The 26,626-nt window shown below is 60.7% G+C and carries 23 protein-coding genes and 3 pseudogenes; 10 read left to right on the top strand and 16 right to left on the bottom strand.

Translation table 11 applies throughout. The annotated features are described in order from the left end of the window. The first annotated feature begins 162 nt into the window (after positions 1-162). Entirely contained in the window at positions 163-675 is a 513-nt protein-coding gene (locus N4R57_21335) for a CAP domain-containing protein (protein ID UYV37447.1), read from the top strand. 6 nt (positions 676-681) lie between these two features. Here N4R57_21335 and N4R57_21340 read toward each other — a convergent pair whose 3' ends face one another. The 5 genes and pseudogenes from N4R57_21340 to N4R57_21360 all read right to left on the bottom strand — a co-directional run bounded on the left by N4R57_21340 (position 682) and on the right by N4R57_21360 (position 5,227). Next, positions 682-1,176 carry a L,D-transpeptidase family protein gene (locus N4R57_21340; protein ID UYV37448.1) on the bottom strand — a complete coding sequence of 165 codons (495 nt, stop codon included), beginning with the start codon at positions 1,174-1,176 and terminating at the stop codon, positions 682-684. A gap of 72 nt (positions 1,177-1,248) precedes the next feature. Further along, positions 1,249-2,474: pseudogene (locus tag N4R57_21345) on the bottom strand (class I SAM-dependent RNA methyltransferase). Next, the gene (locus N4R57_21350) at positions 2,471-3,640 is read right to left on the bottom strand and encodes a CCA tRNA nucleotidyltransferase (GenBank protein UYV37449.1); all 1,170 of its coding nucleotides are present in this window, start codon (positions 3,638-3,640) and stop codon (positions 2,471-2,473) included. Before N4R57_21350 ends, N4R57_21345 begins: the two are co-directional and overlap by 4 nt. Next, the gene (locus N4R57_21355; GenBank protein ID UYV37450.1) at positions 3,637-4,242 is read right to left on the bottom strand and encodes a CoA pyrophosphatase; all 606 of its coding nucleotides are present in this window, start codon (positions 4,240-4,242) and stop codon (positions 3,637-3,639) included. Before N4R57_21355 ends, N4R57_21350 begins: the two co-directional genes overlap by 4 nt. Beyond that, positions 4,229-5,227 carry an Hsp33 family molecular chaperone HslO gene (locus N4R57_21360; GenBank protein UYV37451.1) on the bottom strand — a complete coding sequence of 333 codons (999 nt, stop codon included), beginning with the start codon at positions 5,225-5,227 and terminating at the stop codon, positions 4,229-4,231. The genes N4R57_21355 and N4R57_21360 overlap by 14 nt, the downstream gene beginning before the upstream one ends. Positions 5,228-5,302: 75 nt before the next feature. Here N4R57_21360 and N4R57_21365 point away from each other — a divergent pair, with 75 nt between their 5' ends. After that, entirely contained in the window at positions 5,303-5,746 is a 444-nt protein-coding gene (locus N4R57_21365) for an NUDIX hydrolase (GenBank protein ID UYV37452.1), read from the top strand. On the opposite strand, the gene N4R57_21370 is transcribed toward N4R57_21365, so the two are convergent. After that, complete coding sequence (locus N4R57_21370; protein UYV37453.1) at positions 5,728-7,011, bottom strand: SpoIIE family protein phosphatase; 1,284 nt, start codon at positions 7,009-7,011, stop codon at positions 5,728-5,730. The genes N4R57_21365 and N4R57_21370 overlap by 19 nt on opposite strands. A 179-nt stretch (positions 7,012-7,190) precedes the next feature. Between N4R57_21370 and N4R57_21375 the strand changes: the two genes are divergently transcribed. Both N4R57_21375 and N4R57_21380 read left to right on the top strand, forming a co-directional pair. Then, positions 7,191-7,523, top strand: a complete 333-nt coding sequence (locus N4R57_21375; protein ID UYV37454.1) for an Hpt domain-containing protein — start codon at positions 7,191-7,193, stop codon at positions 7,521-7,523. A 316-nt stretch (positions 7,524-7,839) separates the two neighbouring features. After that, positions 7,840-9,069 (top strand): argininosuccinate synthase, encoded by a 1,230-nt coding sequence (locus N4R57_21380; GenBank protein ID UYV37455.1) that lies wholly within the window; start codon positions 7,840-7,842, stop codon positions 9,067-9,069. A 215-nt stretch (positions 9,070-9,284) separates the two neighbouring features. On the opposite strand, the gene N4R57_21385 is transcribed toward N4R57_21380, so the two are convergent. From N4R57_21385 to N4R57_21400, 4 genes are all read right to left on the bottom strand, one after another. After that, complete coding sequence (locus N4R57_21385) at positions 9,285-9,698, bottom strand: hypothetical protein (protein ID UYV37456.1); 414 nt, start codon at positions 9,696-9,698, stop codon at positions 9,285-9,287. Between the two features lie 168 nt (positions 9,699-9,866). Then, on the bottom strand, positions 9,867-10,262 hold the full coding sequence (locus N4R57_21390) for a hypothetical protein (GenBank protein ID UYV37457.1): 396 nt from the start codon (positions 10,260-10,262) through the stop codon (positions 9,867-9,869). A gap of 49 nt (positions 10,263-10,311) precedes the next feature. Beyond that, positions 10,312-11,034: a sulfotransferase gene (locus tag N4R57_21395; GenBank protein UYV37458.1), complete on the bottom strand. Its 723-nt coding sequence runs from the start codon at positions 11,032-11,034 to the stop codon at positions 10,312-10,314. 40 nt (positions 11,035-11,074) lie between these two features. Further along, positions 11,075-11,977 (bottom strand): D-amino acid aminotransferase, encoded by a 903-nt coding sequence (locus N4R57_21400; GenBank protein ID UYV37459.1) that lies wholly within the window; start codon positions 11,975-11,977, stop codon positions 11,075-11,077. A 150-nt stretch (positions 11,978-12,127) separates the two neighbouring features. Here N4R57_21400 and msrA point away from each other — a divergent pair, with 150 nt between their 5' ends. Beyond that, the gene (gene msrA, locus N4R57_21405; protein ID UYV37460.1) at positions 12,128-12,790 is read left to right on the top strand and encodes a peptide-methionine (S)-S-oxide reductase MsrA; all 663 of its coding nucleotides are present in this window, start codon (positions 12,128-12,130) and stop codon (positions 12,788-12,790) included. Positions 12,791-12,832: 42 nt separating this feature from the next. Here msrA and N4R57_21410 read toward each other — a convergent pair whose 3' ends face one another. Both N4R57_21410 and N4R57_21415 read right to left on the bottom strand, forming a co-directional pair. Beyond that, the gene (locus N4R57_21410) at positions 12,833-13,702 is read right to left on the bottom strand and encodes a ribokinase (GenBank protein ID UYV37461.1); all 870 of its coding nucleotides are present in this window, start codon (positions 13,700-13,702) and stop codon (positions 12,833-12,835) included. 24 nt (positions 13,703-13,726) lie between these two features. Beyond that, positions 13,727-15,981 (bottom strand): annotated as a pseudogene (locus N4R57_21415) (NADP-dependent malic enzyme). Positions 15,982-16,152: 171 nt separating this feature from the next. Here N4R57_21415 and mutS point away from each other — a divergent pair. Both mutS and N4R57_21425 read left to right on the top strand, forming a co-directional pair. Beyond that, positions 16,153-18,767: pseudogene (gene mutS, locus N4R57_21420) on the top strand (DNA mismatch repair protein MutS). A 52-nt stretch (positions 18,768-18,819) separates the two neighbouring features. Beyond that, on the top strand, positions 18,820-19,731 hold the full coding sequence (locus tag N4R57_21425) for a histone deacetylase family protein (GenBank protein ID UYV37462.1): 912 nt from the start codon (positions 18,820-18,822) through the stop codon (positions 19,729-19,731). A gap of 26 nt (positions 19,732-19,757) precedes the next feature. Here N4R57_21425 and N4R57_21430 read toward each other — a convergent pair whose 3' ends face one another. Then, positions 19,758-20,720 (bottom strand): aminoglycoside phosphotransferase family protein, encoded by a 963-nt coding sequence (locus tag N4R57_21430; protein ID UYV37463.1) that lies wholly within the window; start codon positions 20,718-20,720, stop codon positions 19,758-19,760. A gap of 100 nt (positions 20,721-20,820) precedes the next feature. Here N4R57_21430 and N4R57_21435 point away from each other — a divergent pair, with 100 nt between their 5' ends. From N4R57_21435 to dxs, 3 genes are read left to right on the top strand one after another with little or no spacing between them, the layout of a single operon-like run. Further along, positions 20,821-21,063, top strand: a complete 243-nt coding sequence (locus N4R57_21435) for an exodeoxyribonuclease VII small subunit (protein UYV37464.1) — start codon at positions 20,821-20,823, stop codon at positions 21,061-21,063. A 51-nt stretch (positions 21,064-21,114) separates the two neighbouring features. Then, the gene (locus tag N4R57_21440) at positions 21,115-21,930 is read left to right on the top strand and encodes a polyprenyl synthetase family protein (protein UYV39641.1); all 816 of its coding nucleotides are present in this window, start codon (positions 21,115-21,117) and stop codon (positions 21,928-21,930) included. Positions 21,931-21,949: 19 nt separating this feature from the next. Further along, a complete protein-coding gene (gene dxs / locus N4R57_21445; GenBank protein UYV37465.1) occupies positions 21,950-23,878 on the top strand; it encodes a 1-deoxy-D-xylulose-5-phosphate synthase in 1,929 nt (642 codons plus the stop codon). A gap of 33 nt (positions 23,879-23,911) precedes the next feature. Here the strand turns inward: dxs and N4R57_21450 are convergent, their stop codons facing one another. From N4R57_21450 to rarD, 3 genes are all read right to left on the bottom strand, one after another. Then, entirely contained in the window at positions 23,912-24,700 is a 789-nt protein-coding gene (locus N4R57_21450) for an ion transporter (protein ID UYV37466.1), read from the bottom strand. An 11-nt stretch (positions 24,701-24,711) separates the two neighbouring features. Beyond that, positions 24,712-25,563, bottom strand: a complete 852-nt coding sequence (locus tag N4R57_21455; GenBank protein UYV37467.1) for an SDR family oxidoreductase — start codon at positions 25,561-25,563, stop codon at positions 24,712-24,714. A 129-nt stretch (positions 25,564-25,692) separates the two neighbouring features. Beyond that, entirely contained in the window at positions 25,693-26,592 is a 900-nt protein-coding gene (gene rarD, locus N4R57_21460) for an EamA family transporter RarD (GenBank protein ID UYV37468.1), read from the bottom strand. Positions 26,593-26,626: the final 34 nt, after the last annotated feature.

The following is a 26,626-nucleotide window of genomic DNA, read 5'->3' on the forward strand; positions in this document are numbered from 1 at the left end:
TACCTCTTTGCCGGATCTGGCTTACAATATTTAGTCATAATATGGCTCGAATGCCGCAGTCGCAATTCAAACATCCGTCAATTGGCCGTCTCACGCTTATGTGGGTTTGAATGGCAACGATTGACAGGCTATGGCATGGGAAACTGAAATTGGATGGTACAGATGGCTCGAATTTTTGGCGCTTTGGCAATTGCGGTTCTGTTTTTGCAGGCCTGCACCAACACAACTACGCCGCAAATCGGCGCTGACGGCAAACCATTACCGCGACTATACCGGATTCCTGTCGGGGCGACATCGAAGATTCAGTATCGTGTTGTTGATTCCATCAATGCGCTTCGTCAGGCTGCGGGGGCGCCTGTGGTGCAGTTGAATGCGCAACTTAATGCGGCTGCGGCGACGCATGCACGCGATATGTCGGTGCAGAACCGCCCATGGCATTTTGGCTCTGACGGCTCATCCCCGATCGACCGTGTTCGCCGTGTTGGCTATCCCGGTGTGATGCTGGGCGAGGCGATCTCGGAAACCTATGAGACCGAGCTGGAAACGCTTGGCGCTTGGATGAAGCAAACCGACACGCGCGCCGTCATTCTTGACAAACGGGCAACCAACATCGGTTTTGCTTGGTTTCAGGAGCGCGGCGGCAAAATCTGGTGGACCCTGGTTGTAGGGCCCTAACCGCGACTAGGGCGTGATTGTGATCGGGGTGCCGTTGCGTACCATCGCATAGATTTGTTCGATTTCGCGATTCGTGACGGCGATGCATCCGGCTGTCCAGTCTCGTCCGCCTTTGCGATTCTTATACGGTCGACCGTGGATAAAGATGTCCCCACCCGGCTTTTTCCCGGCCAAGCGTGCTTTCTCGCGGTCCTGTTGGTTGGGGTAATTGATGCCGATCGAGAGGTGGAACTCGCTGTTGGGGTTGCGTCTGTCGATGGTATAGTTGCCTTCGGGCGTGCGCCCGTCGCCTTCGAATGCCTTATGCCCAGCCGGAGCAAAACCCAAGCCGACCGAGTAGCTTTTGAGCACCCTGTCATGATGCATTAGGTGCATGACGCGTTGGTTTTTATAAACCAGAACGCGCGTCACCTCGGGGCCAGAGTAGGTGCGAAATTTGCTGCTGCAAGCTGCAACGCTAAGCACAAGAAAAACCGCTATCAGAAACTTGAGAAATCGCATGGAACCGTCCGCATATTGATTGTGCGTCGGTTTACTGTGTTTTCATCGGTATCAGTAGCATTTTTTCACGGGTCACGCCGAATTGAGGGTGAAACTGCCAACCAGTTCGACATGTGTTGACCAGCGGAATTGATCAACCACCTGCACCCAGTCGAGCGTATAGCCTGATGACGTGAGTGTTTTGGCATCCCGCGCAAACGTCACGGGGTTACAGGACACATGCGCAATTTTTGCGATCCCGCTTTGTGCCAGCTCGGCGATTTGCGCTTCGGCCCCGGCGCGGGGCGGGTCGATTACACAGGCGTCGAATCGGGCAAGCTCGTCAGGGAGCAGCGGTCGGCGGAAAAGATCGCGCGCTTCGGTGCTGACAGTCTTTAACCCGCTTGCTTTGCGCCATCCTTCATCAAGAGCGCGGGTCATCTCGGTGCTGCCTTCGGCGGCGTGGACCTCGGCGGATTGCGCCAAGGGCAGTGCAAAGGTGCCGCAGCCCGCAAAGAGATCAACGATTTTGTTCGCGCCACGAGTGATGTCTTTTACCGCCGAGAGCAGGGCCTCCTCGCCATTTCTTGTGGCCTGCAAGAAGGCACCCGGAGGGGGCGTGACCTCGGCAGAACCAAAGCGTTGCGCAGGTGGGCGCTGAATCGCGATCACTTCGCCGTTCCAAGAGAGCCGCGCCAAATCGAATCGCGCAGCTTCCTGTGCGAGGTGGCTCAACAAGGGTCCGTCTGGTTCAAGACCACCTTCGACGGCGATATCCAAGCCGTTGATTGATTGGCTTGCGGTCATGCTCAGCTCGCCGCGTCGGCTTGCGCCTATCCGGGCGAGAGCTTCGGCGACGGGCAGCGCTTTCATCACGTCGGGATGAAGCAGGGTGCAGCCGGGGACTTCGACGATCACGTCCGAGCCGCGCGCGTGAAAGCCGGCCATCGCGCCCTTTTTGGTGCGCCGCGCCGATAGGGTCGCGCGACGGCGCGAGTGGGTTGGCGAGGTAATGATGGGCCGCAAGTCTGTGTCTAGCCCTTGCACGCGTAAGGCATGTTGCACCAAAGCGCCTTTCCACTCCTCCACGAAGCCATCAGAGGCGTGCTGTAGCTGACACCCTCCGCAGGATTTGAAATGCCGACAGGGGGAGAGACCCGGTCATCCGAAGGGGTCAGGATTTTGACATTGCTGAGCGTGTCGCCCGAGACCTCACCGGTGATGGTTTCGCCGGGAAGGGTGAGGGGCGCGAACACTGGGCCCGCGGCAATACCATCACCGAGATGGCCGAGTCGTTCGATGGTGTAAGTGTCGCTCATTGGTCGGGCTCTTCGGGCAGGGCCAGAAGCTCTGGCTTGGTCAGAGAGAAGTTTGAGTCGATCCAAGCGGCTTCAAGCTGTTTCAGGCGCTTGCCAAGGGCTGGGCCTGACCGCTCTGGCATAAGGTCGGCAGCATTGATCGGGAATTGCGCCTTGGCGGCGTTATGTGCGGTGGCAATGGCCGCGTGATCGAGTGGAGATTCAAAGATCGCAGCGCGCAGCAGCAAGATATCTTCTGCCACGGTTGCCCCGTTTAAGTAGCCCAACCGCGTGGGCGAGTCCGAGTTTTCGATGCCTGAACGCAGAACGGCCAGTTTTCCGGCGTCTTTCTTGGACATGCGCAAGCGTTCGGGTGTGTCCGATCCGCCCAGCACCGCCAACCGGCGCAGGGAATCGGGTTTGGTCTTTGTGCCGGTTTCAAGATGGACGAGCGGGGCCAGCGCGCGGTCATCGGCACCGGGGAGGATGCGGGCCAATACGCCGGTTGATCGCATCGCGGCGACGGCAGGTGCCGGGTCGGGTGCGGCCAACAGCTTGGTCATCTCCGATCCGACCCTCTCGCGCGAAAGCTGCTCTAGCCCGTCAAGATTGTCTGCGATCGCGGCAAGGCCGTCGCTGCTCAATCCGTTGGAGGGGTCGCCATACCAAGCGTGAAACCGAAAGAAACGCAGAATACGCAGGTAATCTTCGCGGATGCGGTCAGCAGGATTGTCGATGAAGCGCACGCGGCGTGCCCGAAGATCGGCGATACCGTCAAGTGGATCGAGTAGCTTGCCAGAGGCATCGGCATAGAGCGCGTTCATAGTGAAATCGCGGCGCAGCGCGTCATCGCGGACATTGTCGGAGAAGGCGACAACCGCGCGGCGGCCATCGGTTTCGACGTCGTGCCGGAAGGTCGTGATCTCATGCGCGACGCCGCTTGCAATGACGGTCAGGGTGCCGTGATCAATGCCGGTCGGGATGACCTTAAAGCCAGCGGCGGATTGCAGCTCTGCCACGGTGTCAGGGCGTGCATCCGTTGCGATGTCGATGTCCGAGACTGGAACCCCCATCAAGGCGTTACGCACGCAGCCGCCAACGAAGAGCGCCTGAAAACCGGCAGAGGTCAGCGCGTGACAGACCGCTTGGGTCGCAGGGGCGTCGATCCATGTGCCGGTGAGCTTCATTCAACCCTCATCTGATCGGCCAACCGGCGCAGGATGCGCGCGGTAGCGCCCCAGATATAATAGGGTCCGAAGGGAACGGTATAGTAATAGCGTCGTTGCCCCAGCCAGCGGCGCGATTGCACCGAATAGCGTGCCGGGTCCAATAGGTGATCGAGCGGAACTTGAAACACCTCTTCAACTTCGCTGGGTTCGGGCCGGACCTCAAAAGGGTTGAGAACACGGCCAAGCACGGGCGTCATGGTAAAGGACGTCACCGTTTCATGCGGGAGCATTTCGCCAAGCAGTTCAACATTTGACGGCTCAAGCCCGATTTCCTCATGCGCTTCGCGCAGGGCGGCGGCGGCGACATTGGCGTCACTGTCCTCTTGTTTGCCGCCCGGAAAAGCGATCTGTCCGGGGTGGTGTTTGAGACCTGACGCGCGTTTGGTCAGGATCACCTCGGCCCGCCCCTCGCGCACGATGAGCGGCACAAGAACCCCCGCCGGGCGCAGCGTGCGACCAGTAGGCAAAGTGGTTTCGGGGTTCAGGTCGAAGTCAGACGAGGCGTCGCCGCCACGTCTGAGCCCTTCGAGAATCCTGTCTAGCGGATCAGTCTTTTTCATCCCGGCGCTCTTCCGCCTCGAACCCAACAGACTTGGGATCAAGGTCATAATGCTGACCGCAGAATTGGCAGTCGGCGGTGACGCGACCCTCTTCCGTGGTCATTTTTTCGATGTCACGATCCGAGTAGATCGACAGGCTTTGGCGCACGCGGTCTTCGGAGCAGGTGCAGCCAAAGCGCACCGTCTGGCTGTCAAAAACGCGCGGGGCTTCTTCGTGAAAAAGCTTCACAAGCAGGTCGGTCGGCGGAACGGTGGGGCCGATCAATTCAAGGTCTTCGACCGTGTCGAGCAGCACGTTCGCGCGTGTCCAGTTTTCGCCTTCTTCGCCGTCGAGCAGATCATCGGCATGCAACAGGCCGCCTTCCCCTTGGCCCTCGCCGGATTTTGCCGAGAGGGAGGCCTTGGGCATGTGTTGCAGCATGACACCGCCAGCGCGCCAGCGCTCGGGACTGCCCGGCTGGGTCGACTTGCCAAAGCCGAGCGAGAAACGCGTCGGCAACTGCTCGGACTGGGCAAAATATGCCTCGGCACAGGCCGCGAGAGAGCCGCCCGCAATCGGGGTGATCCCCTGATAAGGGGTCATGTCCTTGCCCTGGTCCATCAGGATCGCGAAGTAGCCTTCGCCGACCTGATCAAAGGGCGTGCCATCGGTAATCCGGTCTTCGTCAAAGCTGGCATAGGCGCGGATCTTGGCGGCGCGGCCTTCTTCGTCGGGGGCGAAATAATCGGTGGCGATCATCCGCACAGGCCCTTTGGATTGGACCTGCAAGGAAAGCTTCCAGCGCAGTTTGACGGTTTGACCGATCAGAGCGGTCAACAGGACCATCTCGGCAACCAGTGCTTCAACCTGAGTCGGATAGTTGTGCTGTGCAAGGGCACCGCCGAGCGCGCCGTCGAGGCGGGCAACGCGCCCGCGAATGTCTGAATTGTCGAGTTGGAACGGGAGAACTGTATCGTCCCAAGCGATTTGCTGTCCGAGTGTCATGGGGTTTCCTTAGCGGCCGGGTCTTGGCATACCGCGTAGATATAGGGCGAACAAGAGGCAGGCCAAGGAGCAGGCATGATAAAAAGGGTTGGCAGGCCACCCGTGCGTGGCAAGAAGCATGTTTTGCGGCGCGGGGTTTATGCGATCTTACCGCTTGATGACGCGCTGTTGCTTACGTTTCAGGACATGCCGTTTCGCGAGTTTCAATTGCCGGGCGGTGGGGTCGATCCGGGGGAGTCGCCGGTGCAGGCCCTGCATCGTGAGGTGTTTGAAGAAACTGGTTGGCGTATCGGACGGCCGCGGCGGCTGGGTGCGTTTCGGCGGTTCACCTATATGCCCGACTATGATCTCTGGGCGGAAAAGCTCTGTGAAATATACGTTGCGCGTCCGGTTCGGCGGCACGGGCCCCCCACCGAAGACGGCCATGAGGCGGTATGGGCATCGCCAGAGGGTGCGATCAAAATGCTGGCCAACCCGGGTGACCGCGAGTTTGTCGAACGCTATGTGGTTGGGCCCTGATACTCGACAAGGATCGCAGACACGTCGTCGGGAAAGTCATGGTCATCTGCGAAATTGGCCAGCTTCCAGATCAGCGCATCGAGCAAGGCAGGGCCGGAGGTTTCGGCAAGCTCGCGCATGATGGCTTCCAACCCTTCTTCATCAAGTAGATCGCCAGTGGGAGAAGGGCATTCAACGATCCCGTCCGAGAACAGCAAAAGCCGGTCACCCGGTGTGAGGGTCGTTTCGAAAGCGTCATATTTTGCGTCCTGTATCAAGCCGACAGGAAGGCCGCCGGGCCCCTGTTGGGTGATCTCGCCGTTGCGACGTTGAACGAGAGGGTGCGGGTGGCCCGCCTGTGCCATGCGCACGCGACCGGTTGAGAGGTTCAGATCGGCCAGAAGCAGCGTGAAGTAGTGCTCTGTCTCCATCTCTTCGAGGACCATCCGGTTGAGCCGTTCGATCACCAGTTCTGGCGCGACGGGACTAAACCCGCCTTGTTCGCAAGGCTCTAATGCGATGTTTTGCTCGGGAGAGGCGGAAGACAGGTAACCCGCCAACCGGGCGGTCATCAACGCCGAGCTGATCCCGTGGCCGGATACGTCGATAGAATACAGGCCGATTCGATCCGCGCTGATCGGGTAGAAACCAACAAGGTCGCCACCAACGTGGCCGCTGGATTGCAAAAGCAAGGAGACTGTGGCGCTATCAAAATCGCGATGACGTTCGGGGACGAGGGATTGTTGAAGTTTCTTGGCCTCTTGCAAGTCACTGTCGATCAGGTCGTAGACGGATTGCAGTTCGGCCAGTGTCGCGTTGACGAGGGCGTTCTTGTCGGTGAGTTCTCGCTCCATCCGCAAGATACGTTCGCCTGCGGTCAGGCGGGCGCGAAGCTCGATCGGGTTGACGGGTTTGGTCAGAAAGTCATCGGCGCCATTGTCGAGACCTTCTGCGATTTCGCCTTTTTCCCGCTTGGAGGTGACAAGGATGAAATAGCCATAGCTGGACCGCTCCATCGCCCTGAATTCCTTGCAAAATTCAATGCCGTCCATGCCGGGCATCATCCAGTCGCTGACCACCAAATCGGGTTCGGTCTGATCGCATATCTTAAGCGCCTCATGGCCGGAGCCCGCTTCGAGAACATTGTAACCCCAACGGGAAAGATGGGTTTTTAACAAACGGCGTTGCAGCCGGCTGTCATCGACAACCAGCACAGTGCGCAGCGGGGCTTGGGCGCTTTGAGTCCCGGGGGCGGGACATGATTTTTGTTGGGACTGCTGCGTCATATTTGCGGTGAGCCGCCTTGGGTTTTGCCTGTTTCGCACCCTATTGGCAGAGCAGGCTTAACATTGGATGAACTATAAAATCCTCTTTATTTTCATGAGGTTTTTGGTCGGCGGCAAAGTTTTGTAAAGGCCTGCTGCTTAGGGTTGAGGCCGCGTGCAAACAGCGGAGTCGGCTTGCGATGATAGATTGGAGCAAAGTGAGTGAGCTTCACGATGAGATTGGCGAGGAGGATTTTGCCGAGGTGGTTGAGCTGTTTCTGGAAGAGGTGGACGGCACCATTCAGGAGTTGCGCGATGGGGTGGAGGAAGACCGGGTCGAGGCGTGTTTACACTTTTTGAAGGGCAGCGCGTTGAACTTGGGGTTTCGTGAATTTTCAACGCTTTGTGCTTCGGGTGAAGCCAGAGCGGCAGGGGGAGAGCCGGGCGCAGTGGACCTTGGAGAGGTGGTGGTTTGCTATGACCGGTCGAAAGAGCGATTTCTGTCGGAATTGCAGTCTCGGCTGGCTGCATGAGCTTTGCGGCAACGCGAGGAGTGTTTGTAGGCAAAGCGAAATTATTGCCCCGCAAAGAGAAGCGGAGGCTGAACGCCGTTGGCGTATATCGCAGTTATTTTCAGGTTTTTTGCCGGATCACGGAAAGGATAGACGCAAAAGCCAGTAAATATCGCGATTTCAGGGAGTGTCGCAGGTAAAGCTTGCCAATTTCTAAACCCTGCGTTTTGCGATGGGTCGCGCGTGGCTTGGTCAAGCGCCTCAGCTTGGGGTCGGTGGCTTGCCCTGCGCCGGAAAACCGGATAATCGCGCCCTAACGAAATAAGAGGGTTACGTGATGTCTGCGCCGAAGAAAGTTGTGCTGGCCTATTCCGGGGGCCTTGATACCTCGATCATCCTGAAATGGCTGCAAACCGAATATGGTTGCGAGGTGGTGACCTTCACCGCCGATCTGGGCCAGGGAGAGGAGCTTGAACCGGCGCGAGCGAAGGCGGAACTGCTTGGGATTAAACCGGAAAACATCTTTATCGAAGATGTGCGCGAAGAGTTCGTGCGTGACTTTGTGTTCCCGATGTTTCGCGCCAATGCGCAGTATGAGGGGCTTTACCTGTTGGGCACGTCGATCGCGCGGCCCCTTATTTCCAAGCGTTTGATCGAGATTGCCGAAGAGACCGGCGCGGATGCGGTGGCGCATGGCGCGACGGGCAAAGGCAATGATCAGGTGCGGTTCGAGCTGGCGGCCTATGCGTTGAACCCCGATATCAAGGTGATCGCGCCGTGGCGGGAATGGGATTTGACCAGCCGCACCAAGCTGCTTGATTTTGCTGAGAAAAACCAGATTCCGATCGCCAAGGACAAGCGTGGGGAAGCGCCGTTTTCGGTTGATGCGAACCTGCTGCACACCTCGAGCGAGGGGAAGGTTTTGGAGGATCCGGCAGTCGATGCGCCGGACTATGTTTATCAGCGCACGGTCCACCCCGAGGATGCGCCGAACACGCCCGAATTTGTCGAAATCGGCTTTGAAAAAGGCGATGCGGTGAGCATCAATGGCGAGGCGATGAGCCCTGCTAACATATTGACAAAGCTGAACGAATTGGGCGGCAAGCACGGGATTGGGCGGCTTGATCTGGTTGAGGGGCGCTTTGTCGGGATGAAGTCGCGCGGGATTTACGAAACACCCGGCGGCACCGTGTTGCTGGAAGCGCATCGCGGGATTGAAAGCATCACGATGGATCGCGGCGCGATGCATCTGAAGGATCAGTTGATGCCGCAATACGCCGAGGCGATCTATAACGGGTTCTGGTACAGCCCGGAGCGCGAGATGCTTCAGGCGGCGATTGATCTGAGCCAGGAACATGTCACGGGGACCGTAAGGTTGAAGCTTTACAAAGGCTTGGCGCGCACGGTTGGCCGTTGGTCGGACCACTCGCTTTACTCGGAAGAGCATGTGACCTTCGAGGATGACGCAGGCGCATATGACCAGCAGGATGCGGCCGGGTTTATCCAGTTGAATGCGCTGCGGTTGAAGTTGATCGCGATGCGGAATCGGCGGCTTTCGGGCAAATAATGCGCCCGTTTGTGGCCAAAGGTTAACGCCGAATCGGGGCCGGGAGCGGAGTGTATGACTCCCGGCTGCCGGTTTTTCGGAAAATCGCGATTTTGCCAAAGGTTAACCGGGCGCGCGCCGTAAGCGTTGAAATCCGGTTAACAAGCAAGAAAAACCCCCCAAAAAAACCCACCGACGGACAGGCCGCCGATGGGTCAGTCGGGGAGTGGTGGTGCTTACTTCACAGTGATGGTTTTCATCACCAATTTGCCCTCGGGTTTGATCGGGCCGTCTTCTTTGGCGCCGAGGGTGTATTCGAAGATGCCGGTTTTCATCCCGCCCTGTTCGCTGTGAATCATCAGCATCAGCATGTCGCCGGCTGCTACCTCTTCAGTGAGGATCGCGGCGACATCCATGTTTTCGCCCGCGCGGAGGGGGGCGTAGCCGACGACGGGGCCGGGCTTCATTTCGGCATTGGTGCGGTGCACGACCAGCCAGCCGTTTTCACCGGCCACAACCTTGGAGGCGCTGACGACGCCGTTGTCGACAGTTTGGTCGGTCGCCTCGACCATCGGGGCCATGCCGTGGGAAGCGGCGAAGGCGGTGGTGGCGGTGAGGGCGAGGGCGGCTGCGAGTTTGAGCGTTTTCATAATGGGTCTCCTGTGTTGAACCGTGGCGCAGCGCGTTGAACGCCCGCCATTGACAGGAGTCACGACGGGCGGTCGCGAAAAGTTTCAAACGGGTTGGTTTTTTTATTACCGGCGTCGCCTGTTTGGCGCGAGCGGACGGAAGATCGGGGGAGGAGGGTTTGGCCGCGCCTAAAACACGTACCAAGGCCGCGGTTTGGTGTAATTCTTGATCTTTCGGATTTTTCCGCTGTCGGGACGGACGGTGACACGCACTTTGTGCCCCACCTTGGTTTCATGCAGCACATAGGGCAGGACATGGCCGATGACCGTGTCGCCGTGCTCTTCCAGCCAGAGATACTCAAAGCTCGTCGCGCGCATTCCCGCGCCGGAGGCATAGGCCTGACGGGTCTGGGGCAGCTTGTGGCGTTCCAGTTTGGAAACCGTGCCTTCGATCACTTCGCCGACCAGATTGACCCGCGCGCCCAGCGTTAGAAGGTCGAGCGCTGTTTGCAGGGTGGATTTCACAAGGCCGGGTGCAGCGCCGCGCGGGATGAATTCAGGGTGTCTGATGTCTTCGTCATGCATGCGACGCGGCCTCGGCTTGCTCATATCGACCCAAGGTGGGCGAAACGCTTTAGATCTCGAGCTTATACCGTTTGAGGTGATCGTAATAGGGCAGGGCAAGCGCGGCGAGGTCGCCTGCTTCGCCGGAGAGGTCCGGCAGCGGCCCTTCGGCGCCTGCGGCGAATCCGGTGGAGCGGTGCACGGCGCCATACCAATGCGCGGCCCAGACGCCATCATCGGCGTGGCCGCCCGCAGGCCATGAGAGCATGGCGGGGGTCCAGTCGAGACCGAGCGCGGTGCAGAGGCGTTCAAGCATGGTCGCGGGATCGCGGCGGATGTCGGCGCTGTCGATGACGATGGGGGTCTGGCCCAGAGCGGTGACGTGATCGAAAAGTTCGGCCTGTTGGGTGAAGCCGATATCGGTGAGCGTGGGCTTGTCATATTTCGCATTGAAGCTGGCGACGACGCGGGCGGGGTGGCGGATGAGGAAGACATTCTTGACCTGAGCCATCCAGTCACGCGGCATGCCGGGGATCATATGCTGGGTCATGTGTTTTTGGTAGAAATGCGGCTTTTGGGCAGGAATAGAGCCTAATATCGCGGATTCGACTTCGGCGGGATCTTGGGGTTGAGAGGCGAGGATTTCGGCGCGCATCGGGTGGTCGAGCCCGGTTTGCGCGAGGTAGGCCGCATAGAAGGGTTCATCGACCACCGCGCAGTCGGGGCGCGCGGCGAAGGCATACATCATGGCGGTGGAGAGATTGCGGGGGCCGGACCACATGGCGATGCGCATGGCGGGAACCTTTCATGGAAAATGGTGGGGTGACCCCACATCAGGCTTGCGTGACAAGCTCCTTGTAGAGGGTGCGGAGGCGTTGGGTGAGGGGGCCCATCTCGCCGGTGCCGATCTGGCGACCGTCGATCGAGGCGACGGGGGTTTGGGCACCGAACGTGCCGGTGAGGAAGGCTTCATCCGCGCCGTAGGTGTCGACGAGGGAATAATTCCGTTCGTAAACGGGGATGTCGTTGGCGCGGCAGAGGTCGATCACCTTTTGGCGGGTGATTCCGTTCATGCAGTAATCGCCCGTCGAGGTCCAAACCGCGCCTTTGCGCACGATGAAGAAGTTACAGGCATTGGTGGTATTCACGAAGCCGTTCACGTCGAGCATTAGGGCTTCATCCGCGCCGGCCTTTTCGGCGGCGATGCAGGCGATGATGCAGTTGAGCTTGGAATGGGAGTTGAGCTTGGGGTCTTGGGTCATCGGCAGGCCGCGGATATGCGGCACGGTGGCAAGACGGATCGGGCGCGGGAGAGAGGGGCGCGAATGCTCCATGATGATGGTGACTGTCGGGCCTTGCTGGCTGAGCGAGGGGTGTTGGAAGGGACGGGTTTTGACGCCGCGTGTGACCATCAGGCGGGCATGGGCATCGGTGGTCATTTGATTGGCTGATTGCGTCTCTAACAAGGCGGAAACGACTTGTTCCCGTGTCGTGCCGATGTCGAGGTCGATGGCTTTGGCGGCCTCGAACAAGCGATCGAGGTGTTCGTCCATAAAGCTCCATTTACCATCATAAAGGCGCAGCCCCTCCCAGACGCCATCGCCGAGCATAAAGCCGCTATCATAGACCGAGACGAGGGCTTCGGCCTTGGGGACGACGCGGCCGTTAAGCCAGATCAGGATTTCCTCGTTACGGGCGTCTTCTTCGGCTTGGTGGGTGGTGACGTGGTCGGTCATTGGCGGCTCTCCTTTGATTGTACGCTAACGTGTTTTGCGGCGGTGCCAAGGGGTCACGGCGGCTCACTCATGCGTGACATTGAGTTTCATGGGATTGGCTGATGAGTTTTTGCGCGTCAGGCTGTTGGCAAGTTGTGAAAGGACTGTGCCATGACCGTGAATATGCAAAATGTGAAACCGATATTCCTGAGCCTGCTGATTGCCGTGGCTGTGATGCTGCAATGCGGGCGTGCAGAGGCGGGACCACGGGAGACGCTGGTGGTTGCTGGCGGGTGCTTTTGGTGTGTGGAAGCGGATTTCGAGAAGGTGAAGGGCGTGATCAAGGCCGAGAGCGGCTTTGCCGGTGGCAAGGTCAAGAACCCGACCTATAAGCAGGTGGTGCGCGGCGGGACCGGACATTACGAGGCGGTGAAGATCACCTTTGACGCTGGTAAGGTGAGCCGTGAGACGCTGCTTGGGATGTTCTTCCGCTCGGTCGATCCGACGGATGCGGGCGGGCAGTTTTGTGACCGTGGGCAGAGCTATGCCACCGCGATTTTCGTCTCTAACGCTGCGGAAAAGGCGCTTGCCCAGAAGGTGAAGGCCGAGGCGCAAGCGGCGCTGGGTCAGAAGATTGTGACGCCGATTTTGAACGCCGCTCCGTTCTATCTCGCCGATGCGAGCCATCAGGATTATTACAAGGGCAAGAGCCTTGTTTTGACCCGTGGCGGGCCGAAATCGCAGGCCAGTGCGTATAAGTTTTATCGCAAGGGCTGTGGTCGTGACCAGCGGGTGAAGCAGCTTTGGGGTAGCGCGGCACCGTTTGCGGGGTAACGGGTGAGCGCGATGCGTGAGTAGCGCGCGCCATGCGCCGCACTAAGCGTGGTTTTCGACCTCTTCCAGCGTGGGAATGGCATCGGCGGTGCCGGGGCGCGTGACCTGGATCGCGGCGGCGATGGCGGCGCGGTTCATCGCTTGTTCCGGGTTTAGACCCTGATCCAGCCCTGCGGCGACATATCCGATAAAACAATCGCCCGCGCCGGTGGTGTCGACAGCGGTGACGGGTTGGGCCGCGACGTCGATCGTGGTGCCGTTGAGTTGATCCATCCATGTGGCGCCCTTGGCCCCGCGGGTGATGAGCAAGTGAGGCACCGGGACATCGGCGAGCGTTGTCGCCATCGCCTTGGTCAGCTGTTGGGCTTCGACCTCGTTCATCACCAAAAGGTCGGTGACGGGGAGCATCCGGCGCACGGCGTCGGCATCGAAGGGCGCGGCGGAATAGATCACATCAAGGCCACGCGATTTGGCGATTTCAGCGGCCTCGAACGTGAGGTTGGTTTCATTCTGCAGGATCAGCATGTCGCCGGTGCTGGCTGCGGAAAGAGTGGATTCCACCTGTGTTAGAGACTGTTCGTAGTTGGCACCGGGGAAGATCACGATGGCGTTTTCGCCCTGTGGATCGACAGTGATGATCGCATGGGCGGTGGGGGTTTCGAGCATCGAGACATGGGCGGTATCAACGCCGAAGCCGCGCAGCTGTTGCACCGTCCAGAGGCCATCGCGGCCAATCGCACCGATGTGGATGACATTCGCCCCGGCCAGAGCCGCCGCGACCGATTGATTGGCCCCCTTGCCGCCCAGCCCGGTGGAATGGGCGGTGGCGGCCAGCGTTTCACCCGGCCCCGGCAGGTGCGGCACAGAGTAAAACAGATCGGCGTTGATCGAACCGAGATTATAGATCGTCATGAACGCCCTCCCAAGGGGCGGAGCCTAGCCAACTTTACAGGCCGCGAGCACCGCCATGTTGAGGATATCGTTCCCAGTGGAGTTGGTGGAACAAATCTGAATCGATTTGTCGACACCGGCAAGAATCGGCCCAATGATGGTCGCTCCGGCCATTTCCTGCATCAATTTCACAGAGATAGAGGCGGAATGGCGCGCCGGAACCACGAGGATGTTGGCCGGGCCAGAGAGGCGCGAGAACGGATAGGCGGCCTGTGCGTTGGCGTTGAGGGCGACATCGACTGTCATCTCGCCTTCGAATTCGAAATCGACGCCGCGCTGTTTAAGAACCTCAGGGGCGAGGTGCATTTTCTCGGCGCGTTCCGAGCGGGGATAGCCGAAGGTTGAGAAGCTGACGAAGGCAACGCGGGGTTCGAGGCCAAGGTGGCGGGCGACGCCAGCGGAGGCTTCTGCGATGTTGGCGAGATCGTGCTCGTCCGGCCATTCATGCACCAGCGTATCGGCGATGAGCACGATGCGCCCTTTGTGCAGCAGCGGCGTGACCCCGACAGCGCCATGGGCGGCATCGGCGTCAAAGACGTGGTTGATCAATTCGAGCGCCTGTGCGGATTTGCGGGTGGCGCCGGTGATTAACCCGTCGCCGTGGCCATGGGCCAGCATCAGAGCCGAAAACACATGCCGGTCGCGGGCGGCGAGGCGGTGAATGTCGTGCCGATCATAGCCGCGCCGTTGCAGGCGATTGTAGAGATAATCCTTGTAGGTATCGAGATGCGGCGTGTTGGCGGCGTTGACGATTTCAAGCTCGGACACGGCATCGGCCATGCCTGCGGCGGTGAGTTTTTCGCGCACATCCGTGTCGCGACCGACGACGACTGCCTTGCCCATGCCGGTGCGTTGGTATTGCACGGCGGCGCGCAGAACGCGCACGTCGTCGCCTTCGGCGAAGATCATCGTGGCCTGTGCCGCGCGGGCGCGGGCGTTGAGCGAGCGCAGGATCGAGGCGGTCGGATCCATCCGCGATTTCAGCGAGATCTCATAGGCGTCCATGTCGATGATCGGACGCCGCGCCGCGCCGGTTTCCATACCCGCACGCGCAACGGCGGGGGGATGGTGTGGATCAGGCGCGGATCGAACGGCGTGGGGATGATGTAATCACGCCCGAAGGAGAGTTTTTGCCCGTAAGCCATGCCGACTTCGTCTGGCACGTCCTCTCGCGCCAATTGGGCGAGGGCTTCGGCGCAGGCGATCTTCATCTCGTCGTTGATGGCGCGGGCGTGGATATCGAGCGCCCCACGGAAGAGATAGGGAAAGCCGAGCACGTTGTTGACCTGATTGGGATAATCCGAGCGGCCGGTGGCAACGATGGCGTCTTCGCGCACGGCGTGGGCCTCCTCCGGGGTGATTTCGGGATCGGGGTTGGCCATGGCGAAGATCACCGGATTGGGCGCCATATCGGCGACCATTTGCGGCGTCACCGCGCCCTTGGCAGAGACGCCGAGGAACACGTCGGCGCCTTTCATGGCGTCTTCGAGCGTGCGCAGTTTGGTTTTGACCGCATGGGCGGATTTCCATTGGTTCATGCCATCGGTGCGGCCCTGATAGATGACGCCACGGGTGTCACAGACGATGCAGTTTTCGTGGCGCGCGCCCATGCGTTTGAGCAGTTCGATACAGGCGATTCCCGCAGCACCGGCGCCGTTGAGCACGATTTTCACGTCTTCGATCTTTTTGTCCGAGATGTGCAGCGCGTTGATCAGACCGGCTGCGCAAATCACGGCAGTGCCGTGTTGGTCATCATGAAAGACGGGGATGTCCATCTGCTCTTTGAGCGTTTGTTCGATGATGAAACATTCGGGCGCTTTGATGTCTTCGAGGTTGATGCCACCAAAGGTTGGCCCCATCAGTTTGATCGCCTGAATGATGGCTTCGGGGTCTTCGGTGTCGAGCTCGATGTCGATGGAGTTTACATCGGCAAAGCGTTTGAAGAGCACGGATTTGCCCTCCATCACCGGCTTGGAGCCCAATGCGCCGAGGTTGCCAAGGCCGAGAACGGCGGTGCCGTTAGAGATCACCGCGACGAGGTTGCCCTTGTTGGTGTAATCATAGGCAAGCTCGGGGTTTGCGGCGATATCCTCGCACGGGACGGCGACGCCGGGGGAGTAGGCGAGCGAGAGGTCACGCTGGGTTGTCATGGGCACGGTGGCTTGCACCTCCCACTTGCCGGGGGTCGGCTCGAGGTGGAATTGCAATGCGTCTTCGCGGGTATATTTGATCTTGGCCATGACATTATCCGTGCTTGGGGTTTTGTCGTCTTACATGGCGCGGGGCTGTCTCTCAACAGAAAGCGTGTCGCAGGTAAACTTGGCCTTTCGCGTGGGCGCGCGGGTTTGTAAGGTCCGGGGACGTAAAACCGGGGGGCTTTCGTGACTTCTGCCAAATCTGCCGTCACGCCGATGATGGCGCAGTTTCTTGAGATCAAAGCGGGCTATCCGCAGGCGTTGCTGTTCTATCGAATGGGCGATTTTTACGAATTGTTCTTTGATGATGCGGTGGCGGCGTCTGAAGCGTTGGATATTGCGCTAACCAAGCGGGGCAAGCATCTGGGCGAGGATATCCCGATGTGCGGCGTGCCGGTGCATGCCGCCGAGGGGTATTTGCTGACGCTGATCCGCAAGGGATTTCGCGTGGCGGTTTGCGAGCAGATGGAAGACCCGGCCGAGGCCAAGAAGCGCGGCTCGAAATCGGTGGTGCGGCGGGATGTTGTGCGCTTGGTCACGCCGGGGACATTGACCGAAGAATCGCTGTTGGAGGCGCGGCGGCACAATTATTTATGCGCCTATAGCGAGGTGCGCGATGCGGCGGCGCTGGCGTGGGTGGATGTGTCGACCGGCGGGTTTCACGTGCTGCCGCTGTCGCCTGTGCGCTTGGGGCCGGAATTGGCGCGGTTGGGGCCGTCGGAAGTGGTGGTTTCCGAAGCACAAGAAGCGGATTTGGCCGAAACAGTGACTGAATCCGGGGCGTCGATCACGGCGCTGGGCCGGGCGGCGTTTGACAGCGGATCGGCGGAAAAGCGGTTAAAGGAGCTGTTCGGCGTCGAAGCTCTGGACGGGTTCGGCCAGTTTTCGCGCGCGGAATTGTCGGCGATGGGGGCCATCGTCGAGTGGCTGGAAATCACCCAGAAGGGCAAATTGCCGCTGTTGCGCGCGCCGGTGCGCGAGGCCGAGGCGCGGATCATGCAGATTGATGCGGCGACGCGCGCGAACCTTGAGCTGACGCGGTCCTTGTCGGGCGGGCGCAAGGGGTCGCTTTTGGCGGTGATGGACCGGACGGTGACGGCAGGTGGTGCGCGGCTGTTGGAGCGGCGGTTGTCGTCGCCCTCACGCGTGTTGGACGTGGTGCAAGGGCGGCTGGATGCGGTGCAATTTGCGCTGGAACAGGGTCGCATTTTTGCCGATCTGCGGGAGAGTTTGCGGCGGGTGCCGGACCTGGACCGGGCGTTGTCGCGGTTGGGGCTTGAGCGTGGTGGGCCACGGGATTTGACGGCGGTGCGCAATGGGCTGGCGCAGGCGGATGAGATTGCCGGGGGCTGAGTGAGGCCGATTTGCCCGACATATTGGTCGACGCGGTTGCGGCGTTGCGCGGGCATGAGGCGTTGCTGGACCTGCTCGATCAGGCGCTGGTGGCGGAACCGCCGCTTTTGGCGCGGGACGGCGGGTTTATCGCCGAGGGATATGACGAAGAATTGGACGAGTGCCGCAGGTTGCGCGACGAAGGGCGTGGCGTCATTGCGGGGATGCAGGCCGATTACCAGAAACAGACCGGTATTCAGGGCCTCAAGATCAAGCATAACAACGTGCTGGGCTATTTTGTCGAAGTGACGGCGACCCATGCGGACAAGATGTTGTCCGAGCCATTGAACGAGACGTTCAAGCATCGCCAGACCACGGCGAACCAAGTGCGGTTTACCACGGTGCCCCTGTCCGAGATGGAGACCAAGATTTTGAACGCCGGGGGGCGGGCGGTTGAAATTGAAAAGCGGCTCTATTCTAGCCTAAGTCAGGCGATATTGGACGTGTCGGAGCAAGTTTTTGCCGCGGCGCGGGGGCTGGCAGAGATTGATCTTGCCAGTGCTTTGGCGGATCTTGCCAAGGGGGAGAATTGGACCCGGCCCAAAGTGGACGAGAGCCGCAAGCTTGTGATCGAAGGCGGGCGGCATCCGGTGGTGGAGCAGGCCTTGCGCGCACAAGGGGGCGAGCCGTTTATTGCCAATGATTGCGATCTGGGCGAGGCCGAGGATATCTGGCTTTTGACCGGGCCTAACATGGCGGGTAAGTCGACGTTTCTGCGGCAGAACGCGTTGATTGCCGTGCTGGCGCAGATGGGGTCGTTTGTGCCGGCGAGCCGCGCCGAGGTGGGGCTGGTGAGCCAGTTGTTCAGCCGCGTCGGGGCGAGTGACGATCTGGCGCGGGGTCGCTCGACCTTTATGGTGGAGATGGTCGAAACGGCGGCGATTTTGAATCAAGCGGACGATCATGCGCTGGTGATTCTGGATGAAATCGGGCGCGGCACGGCGACTTATGACGGGTTGAGCATTGCCTGGGCGACGTTGGAGCATCTGCATGATGTGAACGGCTGTCGGGCGTTATTCGCGACGCATTATCACGAGATGACGAGCCTGTCGGGCAAGTTGGATCGGGTTGAGAATGCCACTGTTGCGGTCAAGGAATGGGACGGCGAGGTGATCTTTCTTCACGAGGTGAAGAAGGGCGCGGCGGACCGGTCTTATGGGGTGCAGGTGGCCAAGCTGGCCGGGTTGCCGGCGGCGGTTGTGGCGCGGGCCAAGGTGGTGTTGGAGGCCTTGGAAAAAGGCGAGCGCGAAGGCGGGGGCAAGGCGAAAGCGCTGATCGACGATTTGCCATTGTTCGCGGCAACGCCGGTGCCTGCGGCGGTGGTTCAGACGCAGGAAAGCGCGGTTGAGGCCTTGTTAGAGACGATTCACCCTGATGAGATGACCCCGAGAGAGGCGCTTCAGGCGCTGTATGAGTTGAAGGACGCCATGAAAAATTAGGCGGGTGGTGGGGTGGAACCCCACCCTACGCTGTTGAGGAGGTCTGTGCAGTATGACGACGCTTTTGATGACGCATGGCGATTGCAATAAGCATGTCACGCCGATGGGGCACCCCGAACAGGTGGCACGTTTGGCGGCGATTGAGACCGCTTTGGCCGGACTTGACGGGTTGGACCGGCGCGAGGCGCCGTTGGGGCGGGATGAGGAGATTTTGCGCTGTCATCCGCAGGGATACCTTGAGCGGATCGCGGGGCATGCTGCGGGGCAGTTGGATAGCGATACGTGGATGTCGGACGGGTCGATGCAGGCGGCGCGCCGGGCCGTGGGCGGTGCCGTGGCGGCGGTGGATGCGGTGATGGCCGGAGAGGTGATAAACGCGTTTGTCGCCGCGCGGCCACCGGGCCACCATGCGGAACGCGAGACGCCGATGGGGTTTTGCCTGTTCGGCAATGTTGCGATTGCGGCGAAATACGCGCTTGAGGTGCATGGGTTGAGCCGGGTCGCAGTGATTGATTTCGATGTGCATCACGGCAATGGCACGCAGGACCTGCTTTGGGATGAGGCGCGCGCGTTTGTAGCGACCTCGCAACAGATGCCATTGTGGCCGGGAACGGGGCGGCCGGAGGAGCGGGGCGCGCATGAGAATGTGCTGAACGTACCGCTGGAGCCGGGGACCGGCGGGATCGAGATGCGGGCGGCATATGAGAGTCTAATCCTGCCTAACGTGGCCGAATTTGAGCCGGAGATGATTTTCATTTCCGCCGGGTTTGATGCGCATATGGATGACCCTTTGGCGAATTTGAACTGGGAAGATGATGATTTCGCATGGCTTACGCAGAAGATTTGCGCGTTGGCGGCAGAGCAATGCGGCGGGCGTGTGGTTTCGGTGCTTGAAGGAGGTTATGATCTTGCCGCGTTGGGGCGGGCGGCGGCGGTTCATGTGCGCGGGTTGATGGCGGCTTGAGGCGATTGCGCCAGGCCAGGCCCAAGTCAGGTGATTTGTCGCAAGTCGCGGAACAGGCCGCGGGCGAGTTTATCGGCCAGAGCGAGGCGGTCTTGGGGCATGTCGGGGTGTTCGACTTTGATCAGCGTTTCAAAGGCGATCATGAAGGGAAGATGGGCGTCCCGTTCGATTGTGGACAGCTCGAACGCATCAGTAAACGCATGAAACGCGGCGGCATCAACGCCGAAGTGACGGTTGCCTGACCAAGGTTCGGCCCGGCGGGCGATGTGGGTGAGGGCGCGGGCGATGTCCTTGACCACGGGCGTGCGCCCGGAACCGCCGGTGTCGATGCCGGTAAGGGTGTCGCCCTTGACCAGCAGGTTGTTGAGGTGGAAATCGCCATGAGAGATGGCGGTTTGCACGTCGGTTTGGTGCAGGCTGCGGCCAAGGCGTTTCATCCGGCGCAGGATGCGGCTTTCGATGTCTTGCAGATCCGGGTGGGGTTGGGTTTCGCCAGCGGCGGCGGCCTTGCGGAACCAGCGGCGAAAATCGAGCGGCTGATGGGTCAGGGTTGGCGTGTCATAGGCGCGCAACCAATGTGCCGCGCGCGACAGAAGTGGCAGGCGCGTGGCGGGATCGGCGCGTCGCAGGTGGGTAAACAGCGGCTTGCCCGGCACGAAGGCGATAATGAATATGCCTGTGTTAGGGTCGAAATCGAGCGGTTCAACCACGGCGAGGGGCGGTGTGGCCATATAGGCGTGAACGCGCGTGAGTTCGGCCCATTCACGGGCGAAATCGGTGCGGCTTTTGTCATCAAGCGGCAGGCGGAACACCGCGTCGCGGCCATTAAAGGTGCCGCGAAAGATAGCGCGTTTGCCGGGGACGAGGCGCAGCGCCTCGGTCACTTCGGCGGTATGGGGGGAGCTTGCCAGCAGCGATTCGAGCCGGTCGAGCGCCGCGAGCGCCTGATCCGGGTAGAGTTTTATATTGCTGGTGGTGACCACGTTCATGAGACAAAGCATTGACGGGGAAATACGATGCGTCAACCGAATTGAACCGGGGCGGCGGCGGGGGTAAGGTGGCGCGAAACCAAACCGCGGAGAAGCAGAGATGAGTGACCGTCCCGTTGCGGAAATGACATTTGAAGAGGCCATGGCCGAGCTGGAACAGGTGGTTGGACAGCTGGAACGTGGCGACGTGGCGCTGGACGATTCGATCAAGCTTTATGAGCGGGGCGCGGAGTTGAAGAAACGCTGTGAGACCAAGCTTAAAGACGCTGAGGAAAAGGTCGCCGCGATCACTCTGGATGGTGAGGGCAACCCGGCGGGGTTGAAGCCGGTCGAGGGGCTTTGAGCCTTGTTTGAGACTGTTTTACGCGCCGATGCGGCGACGGCGGATGCCTGTTTGCAAGCTGTGATCCGGGGCGATTTGCCGTTGCACGACGCGATGCGCTATGCGGTTGGCGGCGGCAAGGGGCTGCGCGCGTTTCTGGTGATGGAATCGGCGCGCTTGCACGGGATTGCGCCGGAGCAATCGGTTTGGGCGGCCGCAGCGATTGAGGCGGTGCATTCCTATTCGCTGGTGCATGATGATTTGCCCTGCATGGATGACGATGATCTGCGCCGGGGTGAGCCGACGGTGCATCGCAAGTGGGATGAGGCCACGGCGGTTTTGGTCGGCGATGCGCTTCAAACCTTGGCATTTGAATTGCTTGGCCGCGCAGAGGTGAGTGACGTGCCACAGGTGCGGGCCGATCTGGTGTTGAGCATGGCGCGGGCCGCCGGGGCTGGGGGCATGGTGCTGGGTCAGGCGCTGGATATTGCGGCGGAGAGTGCGGATGATCCGCTAACCCTTGCGGAGATCACGCGGTTGCAGGCGGGCAAGACCGGCGCGTTGATTACGTGGTCGGCCACTTGTGGGGCACGGTTGGGACAGGCGGATTTGGCGCCGCTGACCGCTTATGGCGATGCGCTGGGCCTTGCGTTTCAGATTGCGGATGATGTTCTGGACGTGGAGGGCGATGCCGAGGAGGTTGGCAAGGCCGTCGGCAAGGATGAAGAGGCCGGAAAGGCGACATTTGTTTCGCTTTTGGGGCTGAATGGGGCGAAAAGCCGCGCAGGAGAGCTTGTTGAATCTGCCTGTGAGGCCCTATCTTCTTATGGAGAGGCGGCGGATACCTTGCGGGAGGCCGCGCGGTTCGTTATCTCGCGCCGAAGCTGAACACCCCGAAAGGGACGCCATGACCGACCGACCGCAAACACCGCTTTTGGATACTGTGACCGTGCCTGCCGATTTGAAACGGCTGAGCGATGCTGAGTTGCAGCAGCTGGCCGGAGAATTGCGGGCGGAAACGATTTCAGCCGTGAGCGAGACGGGCGGGCATTTGGGGGCCGGTTTGGGTGTGATCGAGCTTACCGTGGCGCTGCATCATGTGTTTGATGCGCCCAAGGACAAGATCGTTTGGGATGTGAGCCACCAGACCTATCCGCACAAGATCCTGACCGGGCGGCGCGACCGGATTCGCACGTTGCGTCAGAAGGACGGTCTGAGCGGGTTCACCAAGCGCAGCGAGAGTCCGTATGACGCGTTCGGGGCGGCGCATTCGAGCACCTCGATCAGTGCGGCGCTCGGCTTTGCCGTGGCGCGGGATTTGGGCGGCGCTTGCCCCGAGGGGCTGGGCGATGCGATTGCCGTGATCGGCGATGGCGCGATGAGCGCGGGCATGGCGTTTGAGGCGATGAACAACGCCGGGCATCTGAACAAGCGGTTGTTTGTGATTTTGAACGACAATGACATGAGCATCGCGCCGCCGGTTGGGGCGTTTTCGTCCTATCTCAGCCGGCTTTATGCGGGCGAGCCGTATCAGGAACTTAAAGCGGCGGCCAAAGGCGCGGTTTCGCTGTTGCCCGAGCCGTTTCGCATGGGGGCGCAGCGGGCCAAGGAGATGCTGAAAGGCATGGCCGTGGGTGGGACTTTGTTCGAAGAGCTTGGCTTTTCTTACGTTGGGCCGATCGACGGGCATGATTTTGACCAGCTGCTGCCGGTGTTGCGCACGGCCAAGGCACGGGCGACCGGGCCGATGTTGATCCATGTGCTGACCAAAAAGGGCAAGGGCTATGCCCCCGCCGAGCGGGCCGATGACAAGGGCCATGCGACCGCGAAATTCGACGTGTTGACCGGCAAGCAAAAGAAAGCGCCGAGCAATGCGCCGAGTTATACGAGCGTGTTTGGCAAGACCTTGGTCGAGCTGGCGGCGAAGGACGACAAGATTTGCGCGATCACGGCGGCGATGCCGGATGGCACGGGGCTGAACCTTATGGCGGAGCGCTATCCCAGCCGGTGTTTTGATGTCAGCATCGCCGAGCAGCATGGGGTGACGTTTTGTGCCGGGCTGGCGGCGGGCGGGATGAAGCCGTTTTGCGCGATCTATTCGACGTTTTTGCAGCGCGGATACGATCAGGTCGTGCATGATGTGGCGTTGCAGAACCTGCCGGTGCGTTTTGCGGTGGACCGGGCCGGATTGGTGGGCGCGGACGGGGCGACCCATGCGGGGTCGTTCGACATCGGGTTTCTAGCTAACCTACCGAATATGGTGGTGATGGCCGCCGCCGATGAGGCGGAGTTGAAGCATATGGTGGCGACTGCTGCGGCGCATGACAGCGGGCCGATTGCGTTCCGCTATCCGCGCGGTGAGGGCGCCGGGGTTGAGATGCCCGAAGAGCCGCAGGTTTTGGAGATCGGCAAAGGCCGGATGATCCGAGACGGCAAGCGGGTTGCGATTTTGAGCTTTGGCACCCGGCTGGGCGAAGTGATGAAAGCGGTTGAGGCGCTGGAGGCAAAGGGGATTTCGCCGAGCGTGGCCGATGCCCGATTTGCCAAGCCGCTGGACCGTGAGATGATTTTGCAGCTGGTGGCCGATCACGAGGCGCTGATCACCATTGAAGAGGGTGCCGTGGGCGGATTTGGCGCGCATGTGGCGCAGATGCTGGGCGATGCAGGGGCGTTTGACGACGGGCTCAAGTTCCGCTCGATGGTGTTCCCCGACGGGTTTATTGATCAGGCCAGCCCTGAGGATATGTATGCCCAAGCCGGGATGAACGCCGAGCATATCGAAGCCAAGGTTCTGGACGTTCTGGGCGTGGCGCAGATTGCGGGGCGTAGGGCCTAGGCCTGCGCGGTCTGTAAAGGCCGAAAAGCGGCTCTATTCCGCGGCTTTTCGGGTGTTTTCGAGACGATCGAGTTTGGCATCAAGCGCGTCGAGCCGGGCGAGGACATCATCGCGGTAAGCATCGGTGTTGGCGGCGTCTTCCTCGTGGTGGGCGTCCTGCATCGAGTTGACGATGAGGCCGACCAGAAGGTTCACCACGGCGAAGGTTGTGACCACGATGAACGGCACAAAGAACGCCCAGGCCCATGGGTAGACCTCCATCACCGGGCGCACGATGCCCATCGACCAGCTTTCCAGCGTCATGATCTGGAACAGCGAATAGGCAGAGCCGCCGAGCGTGCCGAACCAGTCGGGGAAGCTGTTGGCGAAGAGTTTGGTCGCGATGACCGAGGCGATGTAGAAGATCAGCCCCATCAGCAAAAAGACCGAGCCCATGCCGGGCACGGCGCGGATGAAGCCTTCGACGACGCGGCGCAGGGAAGGGGCCACCGAAATGACCCGCAGCACCCGCAGGATGCGCAGCGCCCGCAGCGCCGAGAAACCGGCGCCCGCCGGGGCGAGCGAGATGCCGACGATGACGAAATCAAAGATGTTCCAGCCATTGCGAAAGAAGCGCGGCCCTTGGGCAAAGAGTTTCAGCGCGATTTCGATGACGAAAATCGCAAGGCAGGCGTAATCGAGCGCCTGAAGCAGCGGGCCGATTGCACCCATCAGCGTTTTCGAGGTCTCCATACCGAGGATGACCGCGTTGAAGGCGATGACGGCGGTGATGAAATTCACAAAGCGGGGGCGTTCGATAAAATTGGCGATCTGTTGGCGCATGGGTTTTGAAATCACTCTTGGAGGGCAAGGAGGGCAGAAAGACCCTCGCGGTAGGTGGGATAGTGCAGGGTCACGCCGAGATCGGTTTTGATCCGGTCGTTTCGCACGCGTTTGGATTCGGCATAGAAGCTGCGGGCCATGGGGGTCATGTCGGCCTCGGCGAAATCTTCGGCGGGGGGCAGGGGCAGGCCGAGCAGGGTGGCGGCATGGGCGATCACGTCTTGCGGCGGGGCCGGGTCATCATCGCAGAGGTTGTAGATCGCGCCGGGGTTGGGACGGTTGATCGAGGCGAGCAGGGTCTGGGCGATGTCGGCGACATGGATGCGCGAGAACACCTGCCCCGGTTTGACGATCCGCCGGGCGGTGCCGCGCCGGACCTTGGCAAAGGGGCCGCGACCGGGGCCATAGATGCCCGCAAGGCGGAAGATATGCAGCGGCAGGCCGGTGGCCTGCCATTGGGTCTCGGCTTTGACGCGCTGTTGGCCGCGTTTGGTGGAGGGGGTGAGCGGCGTGGTTTCATCGACCCAACCGCCCGCATGATCACCATAGACGCCGGTGGTGGAGAGATAGCCGACCCATTCGAGGTTTGGCGCGATTTGGGCAAGGTTAGAGCCGAATTCAGCGATCACAGGGTCGCCGGAGTCTCCCGGAGCCGCAGAGATCAGCAGGTGGGTGGTTTCGGCCAGCGCCGGGTGCAGATCATCGCCGGGCCAGAGCAGCGGGGTCACGCCTTGTGCGGCGATGGCAGGCTGTTTCACCGGATCGCGGGTGGTGCCGAAGAGCCGCCATCCGAGCGGCGCAAGCAAGCCCGCGAGGGCGCCTGCCGAGTAGCCGTGACCGAAGGTGAAGAGCGTGCGTGACATAGCGCTTTACCTGTGACGCGAGGCGCGAAAGATCAAGGGTTGAGGTGCCTTCGGCGGGCGTATTTCCGAGAAAGATGAAAGGCTAATGCGCCTCGCCTCTTCCCTGTCTCAGGTATAAGGCGGGACGATTTAGGCACGGGCGGCGCGAAGTTGGCGAAAAAGCACCGTGGTGTAGAGGATGAGAGCGGCCCAGATCATCGGGAAGGCAATCATGCGGGCGCGCCCGAAGGGTTCATCGAACACGAAGACGCCGATCAGCATGATCATTGTCGGCGCAGAGTATTGCAGGATGCCGATGGTGGAGAGTTTGAGGCGCTTGGCCCCGTTGGCATAGAGCAGAAGCGGCACGGCAGTGACCACGCCGGTTCCGAGCAAGAGCCACATGTCGACCGCGCCGAGCGGGGTGAAATGGCTTTGACCGGTGGAGGCGAGCCACGCGATATAGGCCAAGGCGGGCGGCGTGAGGATGAGGACTTCGAGCAGGAAACCTTGGTTCGGGCCGATGGGCAGCGATTTCTTGAAGAAGGCGTAGAAACCCCATGTGAACGTGAGGCCAAGCGCGGCCCAAGGCACGGTGCCATTGTCGATGGTGAGCACGAGGACGGCAGCGGCGGCGAGGGCGATGGCAACGAGTTGCATGGGCGAGAGGCGTTCGCCGAGCAGCGCCGCGCCGAGCAGCACAGAGAACAGCGGGTTGATGTAATATCCGAGTGCTGCGTCAAGCGTGTGACCCGTAGAGATCGCCCAGACGTAGATGCCCCAGTTGACCGTGATCAGAGCCGCAGTCACGCACCCCATGGCCAGCGATTTGGGGCTGCGCAGCGCGGCGCGGATATCGGCGGTGCGGCCCAAGAGGATGAGCAGTGCGCTTGCAATCGGCACGGACCAGACAATGCGATGGGCGACGACCTCGGCCGGGGGCATATGGCCGAGCAGTTTCAGGTAGAGCGGCAGGAAGCCCCAGATGCCATAGGCACCAAGGGCGAAGGCGAGGCCCTGGGGCGTGTCGCGGTTATCGGCGGGTGTCATTGTAGGTCTCCTCGGCCATTGGCTTAGCGCCAGA

The sequence above is a fragment of the Rhodobacteraceae bacterium D3-12 genome (genome assembly GCA_025916135.1).
In the GTDB taxonomy this organism is placed as follows: domain Bacteria; phylum Pseudomonadota; class Alphaproteobacteria; order Rhodobacterales; family Rhodobacteraceae; genus JAKGBX01.